Source organism: Streptomyces sp. NPDC050085 (assembly GCF_044460595.1).
GTDB lineage: Bacteria > Actinomycetota > Actinomycetes > Streptomycetales > Streptomycetaceae > Streptomyces.
Genome location: NZ_JBITJZ010000019.1, coordinates 60,102 through 78,821, shown reverse-complemented (window position 1 = coordinate 78,821; position 18,720 = coordinate 60,102). Strand labels below are relative to the sequence as shown.

General features: G+C 72.3%; 19 protein-coding genes. 12 read left to right on the top strand and 7 right to left on the bottom strand.

Annotated features, from left to right (window positions below):
* The first annotated feature begins 63 nt into the window (after positions 1 to 63).
* From ACIBUY_RS38815 to ACIBUY_RS38805, 3 genes are all read left to right on the top strand, one after another.
* Positions 64 to 357, top strand: coding sequence for a DUF4229 domain-containing protein (locus tag ACIBUY_RS38815; RefSeq protein WP_365580655.1), 294 nt, complete (start codon positions 64 to 66; stop codon positions 355 to 357).
* Positions 358 to 709: 352 nt separating this feature from the next.
* Positions 710 to 2,023: a dicarboxylate/amino acid:cation symporter gene (locus ACIBUY_RS38810; protein ID WP_365580653.1), complete on the top strand. Its 1,314-nt coding sequence runs from the start codon at positions 710 to 712 to the stop codon at positions 2,021 to 2,023.
* 170 nt (positions 2,024 to 2,193) lie between these two features.
* Positions 2,194 to 2,808: a helix-turn-helix domain-containing protein gene (locus tag ACIBUY_RS38805; protein WP_365580674.1), complete on the top strand. Its 615-nt coding sequence runs from the start codon at positions 2,194 to 2,196 to the stop codon at positions 2,806 to 2,808.
* Here ACIBUY_RS38805 and ACIBUY_RS38800 read toward each other — a convergent pair.
* Together ACIBUY_RS38800 and ACIBUY_RS38795 are read right to left on the bottom strand one after the other, a co-directional pair.
* Entirely contained in the window at positions 2,797 to 3,663 is an 867-nt protein-coding gene (locus ACIBUY_RS38800; RefSeq protein ID WP_399155162.1) for a MaoC family dehydratase, read from the bottom strand. The two genes, ACIBUY_RS38805 and ACIBUY_RS38800, sit on opposite strands and share 12 nt — an antisense overlap.
* A gap of 152 nt (positions 3,664 to 3,815) precedes the next feature.
* The gene (locus ACIBUY_RS38795) at positions 3,816 to 5,180 is read right to left on the bottom strand and encodes a 3-oxoacyl-ACP reductase (protein ID WP_399155161.1); all 1,365 of its coding nucleotides are present in this window, start codon (positions 5,178 to 5,180) and stop codon (positions 3,816 to 3,818) included.
* 69 nt (positions 5,181 to 5,249) lie between these two features.
* Between ACIBUY_RS38795 and ACIBUY_RS38790 the strand changes: the two genes are divergently transcribed.
* Positions 5,250 to 6,533, top strand: coding sequence for an acetyl-CoA C-acetyltransferase (locus ACIBUY_RS38790; RefSeq protein ID WP_399155160.1), 1,284 nt, complete (start codon positions 5,250 to 5,252; stop codon positions 6,531 to 6,533).
* Positions 6,534 to 6,536: 3 nt separating this feature from the next.
* Here ACIBUY_RS38790 and ACIBUY_RS38785 read toward each other — a convergent pair whose 3' ends face one another.
* Positions 6,537 to 7,382: a helix-turn-helix transcriptional regulator gene (locus tag ACIBUY_RS38785; RefSeq protein WP_365576785.1), complete on the bottom strand. Its 846-nt coding sequence runs from the start codon at positions 7,380 to 7,382 to the stop codon at positions 6,537 to 6,539.
* Between the two features lie 229 nt (positions 7,383 to 7,611).
* On the opposite strand from ACIBUY_RS38785, the gene ACIBUY_RS38780 reads away from it, so the two are divergent.
* Entirely contained in the window at positions 7,612 to 9,018 is a 1,407-nt protein-coding gene (locus ACIBUY_RS38780; protein ID WP_399155195.1) for an MFS transporter, read from the top strand.
* On the opposite strand, the gene ACIBUY_RS38775 is transcribed toward ACIBUY_RS38780, so the two are convergent.
* Entirely contained in the window at positions 9,015 to 9,854 is an 840-nt protein-coding gene (locus ACIBUY_RS38775) for a helix-turn-helix domain-containing protein (protein WP_399155159.1), read from the bottom strand. The genes ACIBUY_RS38780 and ACIBUY_RS38775 overlap by 4 nt on opposite strands.
* Positions 9,855 to 9,903: 49 nt before the next feature.
* Here ACIBUY_RS38775 and ACIBUY_RS38770 point away from each other — a divergent pair, with 49 nt between their 5' ends.
* Together ACIBUY_RS38770 and ACIBUY_RS38765 are read left to right on the top strand one after the other, a co-directional pair.
* Positions 9,904 to 10,350 (top strand): DUF2000 domain-containing protein, encoded by a 447-nt coding sequence (locus ACIBUY_RS38770; RefSeq protein WP_365576791.1) that lies wholly within the window; start codon positions 9,904 to 9,906, stop codon positions 10,348 to 10,350.
* 79 nt (positions 10,351 to 10,429) lie between these two features.
* A complete protein-coding gene (locus tag ACIBUY_RS38765) occupies positions 10,430 to 11,662 on the top strand; it encodes an MFS transporter (protein WP_365576793.1) in 1,233 nt (410 codons plus the stop codon).
* Here the strand turns inward: ACIBUY_RS38765 and ACIBUY_RS38760 are convergent.
* Both ACIBUY_RS38760 and ACIBUY_RS38755 read right to left on the bottom strand, forming a co-directional pair.
* The gene (locus ACIBUY_RS38760; protein ID WP_365576795.1) at positions 11,628 to 11,942 is read right to left on the bottom strand and encodes an AzlD domain-containing protein; all 315 of its coding nucleotides are present in this window, start codon (positions 11,940 to 11,942) and stop codon (positions 11,628 to 11,630) included. The two genes, ACIBUY_RS38765 and ACIBUY_RS38760, sit on opposite strands and share 35 nt — an antisense overlap.
* A complete protein-coding gene (locus ACIBUY_RS38755; RefSeq protein ID WP_399155158.1) occupies positions 11,939 to 12,697 on the bottom strand; it encodes an AzlC family ABC transporter permease in 759 nt (252 codons plus the stop codon). The genes ACIBUY_RS38760 and ACIBUY_RS38755 overlap by 4 nt, the downstream gene beginning before the upstream one ends.
* 112 nt (positions 12,698 to 12,809) lie before the next feature.
* Between ACIBUY_RS38755 and ACIBUY_RS38750 the strand changes: the two genes are divergently transcribed.
* Positions 12,810 to 13,382 (top strand): XRE family transcriptional regulator, encoded by a 573-nt coding sequence (locus tag ACIBUY_RS38750; protein ID WP_365576799.1) that lies wholly within the window; start codon positions 12,810 to 12,812, stop codon positions 13,380 to 13,382.
* A 106-nt stretch (positions 13,383 to 13,488) separates the two neighbouring features.
* On the opposite strand, the gene ACIBUY_RS38745 is transcribed toward ACIBUY_RS38750, so the two are convergent.
* Entirely contained in the window at positions 13,489 to 13,692 is a 204-nt protein-coding gene (locus tag ACIBUY_RS38745; RefSeq protein WP_266600482.1) for a cold-shock protein, read from the bottom strand.
* A 280-nt stretch (positions 13,693 to 13,972) separates the two neighbouring features.
* Between ACIBUY_RS38745 and ACIBUY_RS38740 the strand changes: the two genes are divergently transcribed.
* From ACIBUY_RS38740 to mqnC, 4 genes are all read left to right on the top strand, one after another.
* Complete coding sequence (locus tag ACIBUY_RS38740) at positions 13,973 to 14,866, top strand: menaquinone biosynthesis protein (protein ID WP_365576801.1); 894 nt, start codon at positions 13,973 to 13,975, stop codon at positions 14,864 to 14,866.
* A 235-nt stretch (positions 14,867 to 15,101) separates the two neighbouring features.
* The gene (locus ACIBUY_RS38735; RefSeq protein ID WP_399155157.1) at positions 15,102 to 16,775 is read left to right on the top strand and encodes a protein kinase; all 1,674 of its coding nucleotides are present in this window, start codon (positions 15,102 to 15,104) and stop codon (positions 16,773 to 16,775) included.
* A 4-nt stretch (positions 16,776 to 16,779) separates the two neighbouring features.
* On the top strand, positions 16,780 to 17,451 hold the full coding sequence (locus ACIBUY_RS38730; protein ID WP_365576805.1) for an A24 family peptidase: 672 nt from the start codon (positions 16,780 to 16,782) through the stop codon (positions 17,449 to 17,451).
* Positions 17,452 to 17,497: 46 nt separating this feature from the next.
* Positions 17,498 to 18,706, top strand: a complete 1,209-nt coding sequence (gene mqnC / locus ACIBUY_RS38725) for a cyclic dehypoxanthinyl futalosine synthase (protein ID WP_365576807.1) — start codon at positions 17,498 to 17,500, stop codon at positions 18,704 to 18,706.
* Positions 18,707 to 18,720: the final 14 nt, after the last annotated feature.

Sequence of the window (18,720 nt, the reverse complement as noted above, 5' to 3'; positions counted from 1 at the left end):
GCGGTGCCGTGCTTCACTGGGGGGACCATTTCGCAACGGATCGCAACGGAAGAGTGGATTGAGATGCTCCGCTACACGCTGATGCGCCTCGGGATCTTCGTGGGCTGCTTCCTCGTCGTCTGGGGTCTCGTCACCACCGGCATCGTCCCGCGCGGCCTCGGCGGCTCCAACTACCTCTGGATCGCGCTGCTCGCCCTGGTGGTCTCCGCGCCGCTCAGCTTCGTGCTGCTGCGCAAGGAGCGCGACCGCGCCTCCGAGAAGATCGTCGCCCGCGTGGACCGCGCGAAGGCCAACATGGAGGCGAACCGCACCATGGAGGACGACGCCGACGACGCCGCCCGGGCTCAGGGCGCGTAAGTTACCTCACAGATCCTTTAGGCCCCGGCACCGTACAGGTGCCGGGGCCGCCTGTGTTTTCAAGGCAGTTGCGGCTTTCGAGGCATACGTGCGTCGCAGTTTCCCCAAAGAAGCCCTTTGATGTTCTCAAAGCGCTGGTGTTAACGTGCCTGTCATGAAGACATCAGCCGCGCCTCGCATTGCCATGAGCGTTCCGCTCGTGGCGCGCCTGCATGTCGATCTCTGCCGCTGCATGTCCGCGGCCTGTCGCCTCTGACGCGACCTTCCCGCCGCAGCGGCGCCGCCTCACGGTGGCCGCTCCGCCCCCTTTTCCCGGTTCCCTGATTCCACGCGTCTTCACTGGAGTGCCTCCGTGTCCGCGAACACCCCCGCAGCCGGCCAGAAGTCCGGCTTCCGCATACCCAAGATCCCGTTCTGGGCGCAGATCCTGGGCGGTCTCGTCCTCGGTGTGCTGCTCGGCTGGATCGCCCGCAACTACGACGTCGCCTGGCTCGGCACCACGCTGGACAAGGTCGGCTCGATCTTCATCCAGCTCCTGAAGCTGGCTGTCGCCCCGCTCGTCTTCTTCGCGATCCTGGTGTCGATCACCAACCTCCGCAAGGTCAACAACGCGGCCCGCCTCGCGACCCGTACGCTCCTCTGGTTCATGATCACGTCGCTGATCGCGGTCGCCATCGGCCTCGTCATCGGCCTGGTCACCAACCCGGGCTCGGGCACCGGCCTGACCCCGAAGGACGGCGCGAAGCCGGACCACGCGGGCTCCTGGCTCGACTTCCTGACGGGCATCATCCCGACCGACGTCATCACGCCGTTCACCGAGCTGAACGTCCTGCAGATCGTCTTCATGGCCGCCGTCGCCGGCATCGCGATCCTGCAGATCGGCGAGAAGGCCGCGCCGATCCTGACGCTGTCGGAGTCCGTCCTCGAGCTGCTGCAGAAGGCCCTGTGGTGGGTCATCAAGCTGGCGCCCCTCGGCACCATCGGCCTCATCGGCAACGCGATCGCCACGTACGGCTGGAACCTGATCAGCAAGTACGCGACCTTCACCGCCGACATCTACATCGGTTGCGCCCTGGTCCTGTTCGGCGTCTACCCGCTGCTCCTGTCGACCGTCGCGAAGCTCAACCCGCTGCAGTTCTTCAAGGGCGCCTGGCCCGCGATCCAGCTGGCCTTCGTCTCCCGTTCCTCGGTGGGCACGATGCCGCTGACCCAGAAGGTCACCGAGCGCCTCGGCGTTCCGAAGGAGTACGCCTCCTTCTCCGTGCCGTTCGGCGCCACGACCAAGATGGACGGCTGCGCCGCGATCTACCCGGCGATCGCCGCGATCTTCGTCGCGCAGATCTTCGACATCAACCTCTCGGTCGGTGACTACCTGCTCATCGCCTTCGTCTCGGTGGTCGGCTCCGCCGCCACGGCCGGTCTGACGGGCGCCACGGTCATGCTGACCCTGACCCTGTCGACGCTCGGCCTGCCGATGGAGGGCGTCGGTCTGCTCCTCGCGATCGACCCGATCCTGGACATGATGCGCACGGCCACGAACGTCGCCGGCCAGGCCCTCGTCCCGGTGATCGTCTCGGCCCGCGAGAACATCCTCGACCGCGAGGCGTACGCGAACGCGTCCTCCTCCCCGGTGGACGAGCCGCAGGCAGTGGCCGTCGCCGCCTGACGTCCCCCGGCTCGCACGCCGCGCACCGTGCCCCGCACTCCTGCTGAGTGCGGGGCACGCGTGTGTCCGGGGCCCCGGTGCGCTGCGTAGGCTGAGCCCGCACGACGTGTGGAGGGAAGGTGGCCGGGGTGGGTGGCGACGTGGAGTCGGGGGCGGTGCGGCAGAAGAGGATGCCCCGGGCCGAGCGGGAGCGGCAGATGCTGGATGCCGCGGTGCGGGTGTTCGGCCAGCGGGGTTACCGGGCGGCGTCGATGGACGAGATCGCCGAACTCGCCGGTGTCTCCAAGCCGTTGGTGTACCTGTATCTGAACTCGAAGGAAGAGCTGTTCACGGCCTGCATCCGGCGGGAGGCGGCCGCCCTGGTCGCCGCCGTGCGCGCCGGCGTACGGACGGACGTCGACGCCGACCGGCAGTTGTGGGACGGGCTCACCGCGTTCTTCGCGCACACCGCCGAGCAGCCCGAGGGGTGGGCGGTGCTGCACAGCCAGGCGCGGTCGGGCGGGGAGCCGTTCGTGGCCGAGGTCGCGGTGATGCGGGAGGAGATCGTCGCGTTCGTGACGTCCCTGATCGCGGACGCGGCCCGCACGGCGCACGGTGACCCCGAACTCGCCGAGCGCGAGGTCGCGGGCCTGGCGCAGGCCCTGGTCGGCGCGGCCGAGGCCCTCGCGGGGTGGGCCAACGCCGATCCGTCCGTCTCCGCGAAGGAGGCCGCCGCGACGATGATGAACTTCGCGTGGGCGGGCCTCGGGAACCTGATGGACGGGCGGCGCTGGTCACCCCGTTAGGGGCGTGACCCGGCCCGTGAGGTGGATCCGCTGGCCCTGGCCCGCGCGCAGTTCAAACGACGGGCCCTTCGCCGCGTACGTCACCTTGCCGGGGAGCAGGACCGGCGCCTTGAACTGCGCCTGTACGTGTACGGGTCCGCGCGCACCGAATTCCGCGAGGCACCGGGCGACCGTCCACATGCCGTGGGCGATGGCGCGCGGGAAGCCGAAGGCGCGGGCCGTGAGCGGGTGCAGATGGATGGGGTTGCGGTCCCCGGACGCGGCGGCGTAGCGGCGGCCGAGGTCGCCGGAGAGGTCCCAGTGCGCGAGCGGGGGCAGCGGTTCGGGTGCGGGTGCCTCGGGCCGGGGCTCGGTCGTCGCCCCGGAGGTCCTGTGCCGGGCCAGGTACGTGCTCGTGGACTGCCACACGGCTCCGTCGCCGTCGCCCGTACGGAGTTCCGTGCCGACCACGGCCTCCGTGCCGCGCCTGTGGGGCCTCAACTCCCTTACGGACACGGCCAGTTCGTACGTGTCCGTGGGGGACAGGTCCTGTTGCTGGGTGATGTCGATGGACGTGTGGACGAGGCCGAGCAGCGGCAGCGGGAACGCGCGCTCCGACATCAGCCGCATGGCCAGGGGGAACCCGAGGACGTGCGGATACGTCACGGGGAGCTCGGGCCGGCCCGTCGCGAAACCGCAGACTCGTTCGTACGCGGTGAGGTGGGACGGGGTGATGTGTGTTCCGGGTACGAGGAGTTGGGTGCGGGGTGCTTGTGCGTCGGGGCGGGGGTGTCGCTTCAGGGGGGAGGTGAGGGCGCCGCGGAGCATGAGGGGGAGCAGGGGCGGGGTGGAGGTCAGGGTGAGGGTGCGGGGCATCTTGGCCGGTCCTTCTCGCCGTAGGAGCTTCTCGTTGGCCGGTGGGTGCGGCTCTCGTCGTGGCTGGTCGCGCAGTTCCCCGCGCCCCTGAGATGCGCACTTCGTGCGCCATCTCAGGGGCGCGGGGCCGTGTCACTAGCGGCTCCGCGGCGTCACGCCCCCAGCAGACTCTGGCCGCACACCCGGACGACCTGCCCGTTCACCGACCCGGAACCCGCACCCGCGAACCACGCCGTCGTCTCCGCCACGTCCACCGGAAGCCCGCCCTGCGCAAGGGAGTTCATCCGGCGGCCCGCCTCCCGGATGAACAGGGGGACCGCCGCCGTCATCTTCGTCTCGATGAAGCCGGGGGCGACCGCGTTCACCGTCACCCCGTGTTCGGCCAGTGCCCGCGGCGCGAGGGAGCGGACGAGGCCGACGATGCCGGCCTTGCTCGCGGCGTAGTTGGTCTGGCCCGCGTTGCCCGCGATCCCGGCGATGGACGCCGTGGCGACGATGGCGCCGCCGCGGTGCAGCCCGCCCGCCTTCAGGAGCGTGTCGGTGGTGCGGAGCACGCTCGTGAGGTTGACGTCGATGACCGAACTCCAGCGCTCGGCCGGCATGTTGGCGAGGCGCCGGTCCCGGGTGATGCCCGCGTTGTGGACGAGTGCATCGAGGCCGCCGCGGCCGCCCAGGGCCCCGGTGAACTCCGCGATGCGCTCGCCCGCGTCGTCCGCCGTGATGTCCAGCGGCAGCGCGCGCCCGCCGAGGCGCTCCGCGACCTTCGCCAGGTCGGCCTCGGCGGACGGCACGTCGAGGAGCACGACCTGCGCCCCGTCGCGGACCAGTGTCTCGGCGACGGCCTCGCCGATGCCGCGCGCGGCGCCCGTGATCAGCGCGGTGCGCCCGGCGAGCGGCTGCGACCAGTCCTCGGGAATCGCCAACTCGCCCTCGGCGGCACCCACTTCGACGACCTGGCCGCTGACGTACGCCGACCGGGGCGAGAGCAGGAAGCGCAGCGTCGACTCGGCGGGCGCGACCGACGGGCCCGTGATCCGGACCAGGTTCACCGTGCGGCCGCCGCCGATCTCCTTGCCCAGGGAACGTACGAGACCTTCCAGGCCCTGCTGCACCGCCGCCTGGTGGTGGTCGTCGGCGGACGGCGGCGCTCCGAGCACGATCACGCGGCCGCTCGCCGCGAGCGTACGGACGACCGGGTGCAGGGCGGCGTGCACCTCGGCGAGCGTCTCGGGTCCCGTCACGGCGGTGGCGTCCACGACGACCGCAGCGGGCCGCCCGGAGCCGCCCCCGGACAGGGAGCCGCGGACGGTGAGGCCGGGGTGGCCGGTGCGGGCGAGGAGGTCGGAGAGCTCCTTGCGGTACGTGGACGCGCCCGCCGTGAAGTGGAGCAACTGGCCTTCCAGTGACGGGTGTTCGGCGCTCCAGCGGCGCAGCGGCGCGGGCTGCGGCAGCCCGAGGCGCCTGGTGAGGAAGCGGCCGGGGGCCGTACCGGTGAAGTTCAGATAGCGGTCGGCCATTGTCCAACTCCCTGCTCGGTCGTAAATTTACTTCTGAGTAAGGTTACTCAGTAGTCAGGAGTTGTCGAGATGTCCCCAGGGAAAACCCCGCGCCGCGTCGCCGTCATCGGCGGCAGCCGCATCCCGTTCGCGCGCTCCGACGGTCCGTACGCGACCGCGTCCAACCAGGACATGCTGACCGCCGCGCTCGACGGCCTCGTCGGTCGGCTGAAGCTCCACGAGCCGGGCGCCGTGGGCGAGTTCGTGGCCGGTGCCGTGCTCAAGCACAGCCGGGACTTCAACCTCGCGCGCGAGACCGTGCTCGGTTCGGCCCTTGACGCGCGGACACCCGCGTACGACATCCAGCAGGCCTGCGGCACCGGGCTTCAGGCCGTGATCGCCGCCGCCAACAAGATCGCCCTCGGGCAGACCGAGAGCGCGATCGCGGGCGGTTCCGACACGGCGAGCGACGCCCCGCTCGGCGTCAACGACGAGCTGCGCAAGATCCTGCTCGCCGCCCGCCGCGCCAAGTCGGCGGGCGCCCGTCTGAAGGCCCTGTCCCGGATCAGGCCGGGCCACCTCGTCCCCGACATCCCGCGCAACGCCGAGCCGCGCACCGGTCTGTCGATGGGCGAGCACGCCGCCGTCACCGCGCGCGAGTGGGGCGTGACGCGGGAGGCCCAGGACGAGCTCGCCGCCGCCAGCCACCAGCGGCTCGCCGCCGCGTACGACCGCGGGCTGCTCGACGAACTGGTCGTTCCGTACCGGGGACTTGAGCGGGACCAGAACCTCCGGCCCGGATCCAGCGTCGAGCAACTCGCCACGCTGAAGCCGGTGTTCGGGACCAAGGACCCCAACCCGACCATGACCGCGGGGAATTCGACGCCGCTGACGGACGGTGCCGCCGTGGTGCTGCTCGCGAGTGAGGAGTGGGCGCAGGCGCGCGGCCTTGAACCGCTGGCGTACCTGACCGCGTACGAGACCGCCGCCGTTGATTTCGTCGGTGGGGATGTCACCGGGGGCGGTGGTGACGGGCTGTTGATGGCGCCCGCGTACGCCGTGCCGCGGATGCTGGAGCGGGCCGGGCTCGGGATGGAGGACTTCGACCTGGTCGAGGTGCACGAGGCGTTCGCGTCGCAGGTCCTGGCGACGCTGGCCGCCTGGGAGAAGGCGGGGCTCGCGCCGGTGGACCGGGAGCGGCTGAACGTGGCCGGGTCCTCGCTGGCCACCGGGCACCCCTTCGCGGCCACCGGAGCCCGGATCGTCGCCACCCTCGCCACGTTGCTTGCGGAGCGCGGGGGGTCGGGGCGCGGGCTGATCTCGATCTGCGCCGCGGGCGGGCAGGGCGTGACGGCGGTCCTGGAGCGGGCCTGACCGTCAGGAGCGGGCGGCCGGGTCCAGCTTCAGCATCGCCGCCTCGTCCGCCGAACCGGCCGGTGCCTGGTACGTCACCAGGCGCTGGCCGCCCGTGCGCGCCAGCGACATCACCTCGTACGTGAGGGTCATGTCGCCGACCTTCGGGTGGGCGAACGACTTCGTGCCGCCGCCGCGCTCCTGCACCTCGTACCGGTCCCACATCTTCCCGAACTCCGGTGATTTCAGCAGGAGTTCACCGACCAGCGCCGCCATCCTCGGGTCGTCGGGGTCGGTGCCGCCCACCGCGCGCAGATGGGCCACCGAGTGGGCGACGGTGTCCTCCCACGGCACGTACAGGGTCCGGCCGACGGGGTGCAGGAAGAGATAGCGCGTCACGTTGCGCTGCTCGGGCGGCAGGTCCCACATGCCGGGCAGCAGGCGGCGGCCCGCCGGGTTCGCGGCCAGCATGTAGCTGAACCTGTTCACCACGTACGCGGGCATCGGCCGCAGCGCCTCCAGCATCTGCAGCACCGAGTCGCGGACCGTGTCGTCCGTCGTGGGCTCCGGGGCGCTGAGCCGGCCCGACGCCAGTTCGGCCAGGTCGTGCAGGCGCTCGTGCGCGTCTCCGCGCAGCCGCAGGGCGCGGCTGAGGGCGTCGATGACGGCGGTCGACGGGTTGGTCTCGCGGCCCCGCTCCAGGCGCGTGTAGTAGTCGACGCTGACCCCGGCGAGGGTGGCCAGCTCCTCGCGGCGCAGGCCGGGCGTGCGGCGCAGGCCGGTGCCCGCGGGCAGGCCCGCGTCGGCCGGAGTGACCTGGGCGCGACGGGCGCGCAGGTACTTGCCCAATTCCGTGGTCTCAGCAGCCATGCCCTCCATTGTCCACGGTCGTCCAGGGGGGTGGGGGGCCGTGTCAGGGCCAGGAACGCGGCACCCCGGTGGAGTGCGGCCTGCCACCTTTCGCGGCGCGGGCCCAGAGTGGAGACCGCTGCGAGGGGCGGAAGGCGCAGGGCCCAGGGAGTGCATGTCACAGGGCCGCGGCCCGCGCCTTCCGTCCCCCCGCACATCGACCCCGTTCCAGGAGGACAGCGTGACCACTTTGACCCGTACGGCCCGTACGCCGTCCACGGCACCGCCCGTCAGGGAGTCGGAAGCCCGGTCCGGTGGTGCCACCGCCGCCCTCCTGGCCGCGCTCCTCGGCTTCGCCGTGATCACCATCGACGTCTCCGCGGTGAACATCGCCCTGCCCGACATCCGCACCTCCCTGCACAGCGGCATGACCGGCCTGCAGTGGGTGGCGGACGCGTACACGCTGATGTTCGCCGGACTGATGCTGTCGGCGGGCGCGCTCTGCGACCGGACGGGCGCACGCCGTGCCTACGTCCTCGGCACCGCCCTGTTCACGGTCGCCTCCCTGGCCTGCGCCCTGGCCCCGGGACTCGGCGCGCTGATCGCGGCCCGCGTCGTGCAGGGCGGCGCCGCGGCCCTGCTGATGCCCGCCTCCCTGGCCCTGATCCGCCAGGCGTACGACGACGCGCGGCGCCGGGCGCGGGCCGTGGCCCTGTGGACGGTCGGCGGCTCGGTGTCGATGGCGGCGGGCCCGGTGCTCGGCGGCGTCCTGACCGAACACGTCGGCTGGCGCGCGGTGTTCTTCCTCAACCTGCCCGTCGGCGCCGCCATCCTGGCCCTGCTGACGAAGGTCGCCCCGTCCCCGCGCCGCGCGGCACCCCTCGACATCCCCGGCCAGGTCACCGCCGTCCTCACCCTCGCCGGTGTCACCTTCGCCGTCATCGAGGGCGGCCACACGGGCTGGTCCTCCGTCCCCGTCCTCGGCGCGCTCGCCGTGGCGGTGGTCTGCGCCGTCACCTTCTACGTCACCGAGAAGCGGCACCGCGCCCCCATGGTCCCGCTGAGCATGCTGCGTACGCGCTCGGTGTCGGTGTCCCTGGTGATCGGCTTCGCCGTCAACGTCGGCTTCTACGGTGTCGTCTTCCTGCTCGGCCTCTACCTGCAGCAACTGCGCGGCATGTCCGCGACGGCGGCGGGCCTGGTGTTCGTGCCGCTGGCCGCGATCATCACCTGCACGAACCTGGTCTCGCCGCGGATGGCCGAGCGCCACGGCCGCCGCCCGGTCATCGTCATCGGCCAACTCGTCCTGGCCCTGGCCATGTTCGCGCTGCTCCCGCTGGCCGCGCACACCCCGGTCTGGCTGCTGCTCGTGCTGCTCGTCCCGACCGGCCTCGGCGGCGCGTTCGCGATCCCCGCGGTCACCGCGATGCTGATGGACTCCGTCCCGGGACCGCGGGTGGGCACGGCCTCCGGCCTGCTCAACGCCCTGCGCCAGACCGGTGGCGCCCTGGCCGTGGCCCTGTTCGGGGCGCTGGTCGCGGCGGACGGCGGGGCCGCGTTCTCCCTGAGCGGGATGCGGATCAGCCTGGTGGTGGCGGGCGCGCTCCTGGTCGCCACCTCGGTGCTCAGCTGGGTACTGCTCCCGCGCAAGGCCTAAGAGCCGGTCCTGGAACCCCCGCCTGCGTAACGCCCCGGCGGCACCCCCACCACCCGCTTGAAGTGCCGGCTCAGGTGCGACTGGTCGTAGAACCCGCACTCGCCCGCAACCTCGCCCGCCGGGCGCCCGTCGAGCAGCAGACGGCGCGCCCGGTCCACGCGTCGCGCCATGAGGTACTGGTGCGGCGCGATCCCGTACGCGGCCCCGAACGAGCGCACCAGGTGCGCCGGGTGCGCGTGCACCAGGCGCGCCGCCTCCGCCAGGTCGACGCCCTCGACCACACGCGCGTCCAGCAGTTCACGCAGCCGGGCCGCAACGCGCTTGTCCGGTACGGGATTTCGGTCCGCGGCCGAAGCGGGGCGCAGCCGCTCCCGCAGCCGTTCCCCTACGAGGGTCAGCCGCGCCGCCGCTTCCAGTTCGTCCCCGGGGTGCGCGAGCGCCGCGTGCAGCTGTCCGATGCGGTGGCGCAGCAGCGGATCGACGAGGTCCGGGGTGTCGACGGCCGGGCCGATGAACGAGTCGTCCAGCGGCCCCGCCCCCGACGTCCCCGACTCCAGGTACAGCACCCGCTTGCGGAAGCCGGACGGGGTCGCCGCCGAGCCGTTGTGCGGAACCTGCGGCGGCAGCAGCGAGACCGTGCCGAGCGGGGTGCCGTGCTCGTGGCGCTCCAGGTCGTAGCGGACGGCACCCTCGTCGACGATCAGCAGCGTCCAGGTGTCGTGGACGTGCATCGGGTACGCGTGCCGCGTGAAACGGGCGTGGAAGACCTCCGTGACGCCCTGCACCGCCGGGCGCCACGCGGTGATCTGCTCCGGATCCTTGTCGCGGGCCGCCATGCAAAGAACGTACAAGACGGGGCTGTGGGCTGCGCGGGAGTCTCGAAGCATGAGCACCGAGACCCCCTCCGCAGCCCCCGCCCCTGTCCGCTTCGACACCAAGATCGCCGTGCTGCTCCGGGACGACCTGGAGACCTGGCAGCGGCTGAACGTGACGGCCTTCCTCGTCAGCGGGCTCGGCACGCAGCTGCCCGAGGTGATCGGCGAGCCGTACGAGGACGCGGACGGCACCCCGTACCTGCCGATGTTCCGCCAGCCCGTGCTGGTCTTCGAGGGCGGCAAGGAGGTGCTCGAGGCGGCTCACGAGCGCGCGCTCAAGCGGGCCCTGCCGCGCGCCGTCTTCACCTCCGACCTGTTCGCCACCGGCAACGACACGGACAACCGGGCGGCCGTACGAGCCGTCGGGACAAGCGAGTTGGACCTGGTGGGCATCGCCGTGTACGGGCCGCGGAACGCGGTCGACAAGGTGCTGAAGGGCGCCCGGATGCACGGGTAAGTGGCCCAGTTGATTGGCCCAGTGGGAAGAGTGCTGAGTTGCCTACTTGGCGTGGGCCATTCTTCTCTACTTTGGACGCATGCCGAACCCCTCGCGCGTCCGCTCCCTCGCCGCCGCCCAGCTCGCCAACTCGGTGGGCGACGGCGCCTATTACGTGACCTCCGCCCTCTACTTCACCCGCGTCGTCGGCCTCTCGCCCACCCAGATCGGGCTCGCCCTCACGCTGGCCTGGGCGATCGGCGCCGTCGCCGGGGTGCCGCTCGGCGCGCTCGCGGACCGGCGCGGGCCGCGCGGGACCTCGGCACTCCTCGCCCTCGCCACGGCCGCGGCGGTGCTGTCCTTCCTGGTGATCCGCTCGTACCCGGCGTTCCTGCTCGCGGTCGTCGCCTACGCGGTCGCGCAGTGCGGCCTCGCCGCGGCCCGCCAGGCGCTGCTCGCGGGGCTCGTCGCACCGGGGGAGCGGACCGCGGTCCTGGCCCGGCTGCAGTCAACGCTCAACGCGGGACTGGCCGTTGGGGCAGGCATCGGCGGACTCGCCCTGCAGCACGACACGGCCGGCGGCTATCTCGCCGTGTTCGCGCTCGACGGCGCCGGGTTCGTCGTCTGCGCCCTGATCCTGGCCCGGCTGCCCGAGGTGACGCCCACCCCGGTCCGCGCGGCGAAGGAGCCGCGCCTCGCCGTTCTGCGCGACCGCCCGTACGCCGCCGTGACCCTGCTCAACGCCGTCCTGCTCCTTCGCATGCCGCTGCTCTCGCTCGCCGTGCCGCTGTGGATCGTCGAGCACACGGCGGCACCGGGCTGGCTGGTGTCGGCGCTGTTCGTGCTCAACACCCTCGGGGTGATGGCGTTCCAGGTGCGGATGGCGCGCGGCGTCGACGGATTGCGGGGCGCGACCCGCGCGGTGCGCCGCTCCGGCGTCGTGATGCTGGCGTCCTGCGCGGTGTTCGCCGCGTCGGCCGCGACCGGCCTCGGGGCGTGGGGCGCGGCGGCCGTCCTCGTCCTGGCCTCCGTCCTCCAACTCGTGGGAGAGATGCAGCAGTCGGCGGGCTCCTGGCAGCTGGCGTTCGCCCTCGCCCCCGCCCACCAGGTCGGCCAGTACCAGGGCTTCTTCGGCACGGGCGTCCCGCTGGCCCGCACCGTCGGCCCGCTCGTGCTGACCGCGCTGCTGATCACGTGGGGCGTGCCCGGGTGGCTGCTGCTCGGCGCCGTGTTCCTGGCCGCGGGCACGGCGATGGGCCCGGTGGCGCGCTGGGCCGAGCGCTCGCGCCCGGCTGCCGCTACGGCACCCCGGCCCAGCGCAGCAGCCCGGTGACGGCCGCCGCCACCACGACCACCAGCGCGAACGGAGCCCGCCGCCACGCGAGCACCCCGCCCGCGACGACCCCGGCGGGCCGCGCCCACCCGGCGAACTCGTGCCCGGCCGTCAGCGCTCCGGTGGCCAGCAGTGCGACGAGCAGCACGGTCGCTCCCTGACTCAGCAACTCCTGTACGCGTACGGGGAGTTCGACCCGCCCCTGGAGGAGCGGCCCGGTCAGCCGGAAGGCGTAGGTGCCCGCGGCGAGTGCGAGCACCGCGATCAACTGGGCGTTCACCGGGGCCTCCTGGCGGTTCTGGGCCTCCTGGCCGTTCCGGCCGCCTCGGCGGTGTCCCGGGTGGCCCGCGTGAGCAGCAGCCCGCTCAGGGCGAGCAGCACGGGCACCCCGGCCGGCAGGAACGGTGTCGCGGCGACCGCGATCACGGCCCCCGCCGCCGCGGCCCGGCGCACGCCCCGCCCGTCCCGCAGCGCGGGCAGCACGAGCGCGAGCAGCACCGCGGGGAACGCGGCGTCGAGCCCGAACCGGTCGGTGTCGCCGAGCGCGGACCCGGCGAGCGCACCGGCGGCCACGCTCAGGTTCCAGGCGACGAAGAGCCCGATCCCCGACAGCCAGAAGGCAGTTCGCCGCTTCGCGGGATCGGACTGCGCCAGGACGAACGCGGCCGTCTCGTCGGTCACCAGATGGGCGCCGACCAGACGCACGGGCCAGGTCCTGCCGAGCGCGTCGGAGACGGCCAGGCTGAACGCGGCGGTGCGCGTGTTGAGCAGCAGCCCGGTCGCGGCCGCTGCGGCGGGCCCGCCGCCTGCGGCGAACACCCCCACGGCGCTGAACTGCGCGGAGCCCGCGAAGACCAGCAGCGACATCACGATCGGCAGCCACCCGGGCAGCCCGCTCGCGACGGCGACGGCCCCGAAGGAGACACCCACGACGGCGTCGGCGAGACAGACCAGGGCGACGTCCCGCAGGAGTCCCCGGTCCACCTCCGCCCCTGTTCGGTCTGGCGGGCTGATTGTTCGGTACGGCGAACGCATGGGAGCGAGCATGCGCGGACGACTGGGTGTTCGTCAAGCCGAACGATAGGGTCGGCACAGCGAACGCCCTCGACGCGGCGAACGCCCCGAGGCCGACGACGGGAGACGTGCCATGACCAAGCCGGACGCACCAGCAGGCGCCCTGCCCCTGGACCGCATCGCGGCGGCCCTGCGCCGCGAGCGCGTCCGGGCCGGACTGTCCCTGTCCGAGCTGGCCAAGCGCGCGGGCATCGCGAAGTCCACGCTCTCCCAACTGGAGGCCGCGAACGGCAAACCGGGCCTCGAGACGATGTGGGCGCTGAGCGTCGCCCTCGACGTACCGCCGAGCACCCTGCTGGACCCGCCGCGGGCCGCGGTGCAGGTGATCCGCGCGGGCCAGGGCCCGGCCGTCCCGTCCGAACTGGCCGACTACAGCGCCACGTTGCTCTCCGCCAGCCCGCCCGGCGCCCGCCGCGACCTCTACTTCCTCCAGGTCGAGCCGGGCAGTGCCCGCGACTCGGACCCGCACATGCACGGCACCACCGAGCACATCGTCGTCGGCACGGGCCGCGTCCTCGCGGGACCCCAGGACGCCCCCGTCGAACTCGGCCCCGGCGACTACCTCGCCTATCCCGGCGACGTCCCGCACACCTGCCGCGCCCTGGAGCCCGGCACGACCTGCGTCCTGGTCATGCAGCACGCGTAGCGCGTACGGAAGAAGGCGGCACGTACGGGAAAAGGCAGGAGCCCCGCTGCCTTGCGGCGCGGGGCTCCTTGGGTACTGCTATAGGTTCCGGATCAAGCCACCCGAACTACTGGGGGGTGACGTTCTCCGCCTGCGGGCCCTTCGGGCCCTGCGTCACGTCGAAGGTCACGGCCTGGTTCTCCTCGAGGGAGCGGAAGCCGTTCGCGTTGATCGCGGAGTAGTGGACGAAGACGTCCGGACCGCCGCCCTCCTGGGCGATGAAGCCGAAGCCCTTTTCAGCGTTGAACCACTTCACGGTTCCGGTAGCCATAAGCCCTCCTATGGGCCAAAGGGTCGCCCTGCTCCAGAACCTGCAAATGCGCTTGCGAACAACTGCAAAAGTCTGAATACGACGAGAGCCCGCGGTTACATGCTCCGCAGGCTCTGTACTGCAAGGGAAACCAAACTGCAACTTGCGGCGAGCCTAGCACGCAGGCAGCCGAAAGCAATAGAGGGCAAGATCACGTCACCCGGAGGTTTGACGGAGGCCCGATCCGGGTTGACCGGAAGGCTTGATTCCGGTCGGTGACCCGAAGCCTGCACCGTACCGCATGGGGTCTAGCCTCGCCGATGTGGACAATTCTCCCGAGATCTCTCAGGCCGCGCGGCGCACCCGGCCGCGCGTAGGCCACATCCAGTTCCTGAACTGCATGCCCCTGTACTGGGGCCTTGCCCGGACGGGATCGCTGCTCGACTTCGAGCTCACGAAGGACACCCCGGAGAAGCTCAGCGAGCAGCTGGTCAAGGGCGACCTGGACATCGCGCCCGTCACCCTCGTCGAATTCCTGAAGGCCGCCGACGACCTGGTCGCCTTCCCCGATCTGGCCGTCGGCTGCGACGGCCCCGTGATGTCCTGCGTGATCGTGTCGCAGGTGCCGCTCGACCGGCTCGACGGGCGGCGCGTGGCGCTCGGCTCCACGTCGCGCACGTCGGTCAGGCTGGCGCAGCTGCTGCTGGCCGAGCGCATCGGCGTACGGCCCGACTACTACACGTGCCCGCCCGACCTCGGCCTGATGATGCAGGACGCGGAGGCCGCGGTGCTCATCGGGGACGCGGCGCTGCGGGCCAATCTGCACGACGCCCCGCGGCTCGGGCTCCAGGTGCACGACCTGGGCGCGATGTGGAAGGAGTGGACGGGCCTGCCGTTCGTCTTCGCCGTGTGGGCGGCCCGCAAGGAGTACGCCGCGCGGGAGCCGGTGATCACGCGGCAGGTGCACGAGGCGTTCCTCGCGTCGCGGGACCTGTCCCTCGAGGAGGTCACCAAGGTCGCCGAGCAGGCGGCGCGCTGGGAGGTCTTCGACGAGGCCGTTCTGGAGGAGTACTTCACGACGCTCGACTTCCGGTTCGGACCCGCGCAGTTGGCGGGCGTCACCGAGTTCGCGCGACGGGTCGGGCCGACCACGGGATTTCCCGCGGACGTCGCGGTGCAACTGCTCGCGCCCTGATCCCGTCGTTCTCTGCGGAGGCTCGCGGGTTCGCGGGTTCGCGGGTTCCGGGATTCCGGGGGCCGGCGGTACGGAATTCGGCAGGGGGTGCGCCGTGGAATTGCGGTGCGTGCCGTTGCCGAATTCCGTTGCCCTGATGAAAGCAGGGTGAAGTCAGGGGGAAGAGACGGCATTCGTGTCGCGGGACTACGCTGCTGGGGCACGCGCAGGGGAGAGCTCGGGGGAGGTGCGCGGGATGCAGCCGCTTGAGGACGACGACCCGGCGACGGTGGGCCCCTACCGGCTCCTCGGCCGGCTCGGGCACGGCGGCATGGGCCGGGTCTATCTGGGCCGCAGCGCGGGCGGCCGCACCGTCGCCGTGAAGGTCGTCCATCCGCACTTCGCGCTCGACGACGAGTTCCGGGCGCGCTTCCGGCGCGAGGTGGACGCGGCGCGGCGGGTCGGCGGCTCGTGGACCGCGCCGGTGCTCGACGCGGACCCTCAGGCGCGGGTGCCCTGGGTGGCGACGGGATACGTCGCCGGGCCCTCGCTCGCGCAGGCCGCCGGTGAGGACAGGGCGCTGCCCGAGCATTCCGTACGGGTGCTGGGTGCGGGCCTCGCGGAGGCGCTGGCGGCGGTGCACGGCCTGGGGCTCGTCCACCGGGACGTCAAGCCGTCGAACGTGCTGCTGACCGTGGACGGGCCGCGCCTCATCGACTTCGGCATCGCGCGGGCCACCGACGGCACGGCCTCGCTCACCTCCACCGGCGTCTCCATCGGCTCGCCCGGCTACATGGCGCCCGAGCAGATCCTCGGCAAGGGCGTCACGGGCGCGGCCGACGTGTTCTCGCTGGGCGCGGTCCTCGTGTACGCGGGGACGGGACGGTCCCCGTTCCCCGGTGACTCCTCGGCGGCGCTGCTCTACAAGGTCGTGCACGAAGAGCCCGAACTGGGCGCGCTGAGCGGCGAGTTGCGGGACGTCGCTGCCGCCTGCCTGGACAAGGACGCGGCCGCGCGGCCGAGCCCCGCCGAGGTCGCGCGGCGGCTCGCGCCCGAGGGAGCGGCACGGCTCGTCGCGGCCGGGTGGCTGCCCGGGGCGCTGGTCGAGCAGGTGTCGCGCAGCGCGGTGCAACTGCTCGACCTGGAGGGCGCGGCGTCGACGGCCACGGGGCCCGTCGGGTTCAGCAGCCCTTCGGTGACGGGGAGTTCAGGGCCCGCCGGGGTCTTCGGGCCGCCGGACCCGGCGTACGCGGCGTCGCCCGTGCCCGGCCCCGCGTCTGCCCCCGCGGCCGTGCCCGAGCCGCGTACGGAAGCGCCCGTGGCGGACGCGAAGCCCGGCCGGTTCTCCGTGTCGGTGTCCGCGGCGTCCACGCCCGCGTCCGCCAACGGCCGTGGCCGCAAGGTCAGTTGCTCGGTCGCCCTCGCGGTGGCCGGTGCGCTGGCGGCCGTCACCGTGGGCGGGATCGTCGTGATCAACATGCTGCCGGGCGACAAGGGTGACAAGGGCGGCGACAGCGGCGCCGTGGGCGGGGGCCGGCCCTCCGCGGGCTCCTCGGCGTCCGCCCCTGCCGGGCCCATTCCGTCCTCCTACCTCGGCACTTGGCGCGGCGACGCCACCGTGACCGGGCTCGGACAGACGCTGCCGGGCGGCACCTACGTGGTCGTCGTCAAACAGGGGGCGACCGGCAGACCCATCGGGACGGCGACCCAGACCGACGCGCTCGGCGGCCAGTGCGTCGACGAACTCAGCCTGAAGTCCGTCACCGAGAAGGAACTCGTCGCCGTGGGCCGGGGCCGCGACGGCAACCCGGGCCAGTGCCTGCAAGGAGCCCACCTCGTGCACCTGCGCCCCGACGGCAAGGGCCTGAAGTTCACCTCGGACGACACCCAGGCGGGCAATCCGCGGGCCGACCTGGAACGACTGGAGTAGCACTGTGCCCCTGGTCGCCCTCGCCGCCCTGTGGGGCGCCGCCGCGGGACTGCTCCTGCCGCGCCCCGCCCACCGCCTCTCCGTCGAACCGGACGAACCGTGGCGCGCGGCCCGCGGCTGGCTCGGTCCGCGCCCCGGACCGTCCGCACCGGTCCTCGCCGTCGTCACCGCCGCCGCCTGCGCCCTGCTCGCCGCCGCCACGGGCACCCGGCCCGAACTCGGCGCCTGGCTGCTGCTCGCTCCCCTCGGCGTCCTCCTCGCCACCGTCGACTTCGCCGTGCACCGGCTGCCGGACGTGCTCACGCTCCCGCTGGCCGGGCTGACCGTGGGCGCCCTCGGCCTGGCCGCGCTGCTGCCCGAGCCGGGCGGTTCGTGGCGCGGCGCACTGCTCGGCGCGCTCGCGATGGCGGCCTTCTACCTGGTGCTCCACCTCGCCAACTCCCGGGCCATGGGGTTCGGCGACGTCAAGCTGGCCCTGGGGCTCGGGGCCGCGCTCGGCTGGTACGGCCTCGGAGTGCTGGCCATCGGCGTGCTCGCGGGCGTGCTGTGCAACGGCCTGTACGCCCTCGTCCTCGTCGTCGCCCGGCGTGCGGGGCGCAAGACGGAGATCCCGTTCGGCCCGTTCATGATCGTGGGGGCCTTGACGGGGGTTCTGCTGGGGGCCGCAGCCCGCTGACGTACGCTGAGATTTCAGCTCTACACCTCCGAAAGGGGATCGCCCGGTGACCGAGAAGGCCGCGCAGCAGTCAATGAGTGCCGTACTCGACCGCGCCGCCGCCGGTGGGCGCATCACCCCCGAAGAGGCGCTCGTCCTGTACCGCGACGCCCCGCTGCACGCGCTCGGCGCCGCCGCCGACGCGATCCGCCGCCGCAAGTACGCGGGCATCGAGCACATCGCCACGTACATCATCGAGCGGAACATCAACTACACGAACGTGTGCGTCACGGCGTGCAAGTTCTGTGCCTTCTACGCGGCCCCGAAGGACACCAAGAAGGGCTGGACCCGCGACCTCGAGGACATCCTGCGCCGCTGCGCGGAGACGATCGAGCTGGGCGGCACCCAGATCATGTTCCAGGGCGGGCACCACCCCGACTACGGGGTCGAGTACTACGAGGAGCACTTCTCCGCGATCAAGAAGGCGTACCCGCAGCTCGTCATCCACAGCCTGGGGGCGAGCGAGGTCGAGCACATGGCGCGGATCTCCAAGGTCAGCGTCGAGGAGGCGATCCAGCGCATCCACGCCGCGGGTCTCGACTCCTTCGCCGGCGCCGGTGCCGAGCTGCTGCCCGAGCGGCCGCGCAAGGCCATCGCGCCGCTGAAGGAGTCCGGCGAGCGCTGGCTGGAGATCATGGAGACCGCGCACGGCCTGGGCGTCGAGTCGACGTCCACCATGCTCATGGGCACCGGCGAGACCAACGCCGAGCGCATCGAGCACCTGCGCATGATCCGCGACGTACAGGACCGGACGGGCGGCTTCCGGGCCTTCATCCCGTACACGTACCAGCCGGAGAACAACCACCTCAAGGGCCGTACGCAGGCCACGCTCTTCGAGTACCTGCGGATGATCGCGATCGCCCGGATCTTCCTCGACAACGTCCAGCACATCCAGGGCTCCTGGCTGACCACGGGCAAGGAGGTCGGCCAGCTCTCCCTGCACTACGGCGCCGACGACCTCGGCTCGATCATGCTGGAGGAGAACGTGGTGTCGTCCGCCGGCGCCAAGCACCGGTCGAACCGGCTCGAGATCATCGACCTCATCCGCAAGGCCGGCCGCGTCCCCGCCCAGCGCGCGACGACGTACGAGCACCTCGTCGTGCACGACGACCCGGCGAACGACCCGGTCGACGAGCGCGTCATGTCCCACATCTCGTCCACCGCGATCGAGGGCGGCACGGCACACCCCGAGCTCAAGCTCGTCGCCACCAACTGACGCCCAACTGACGC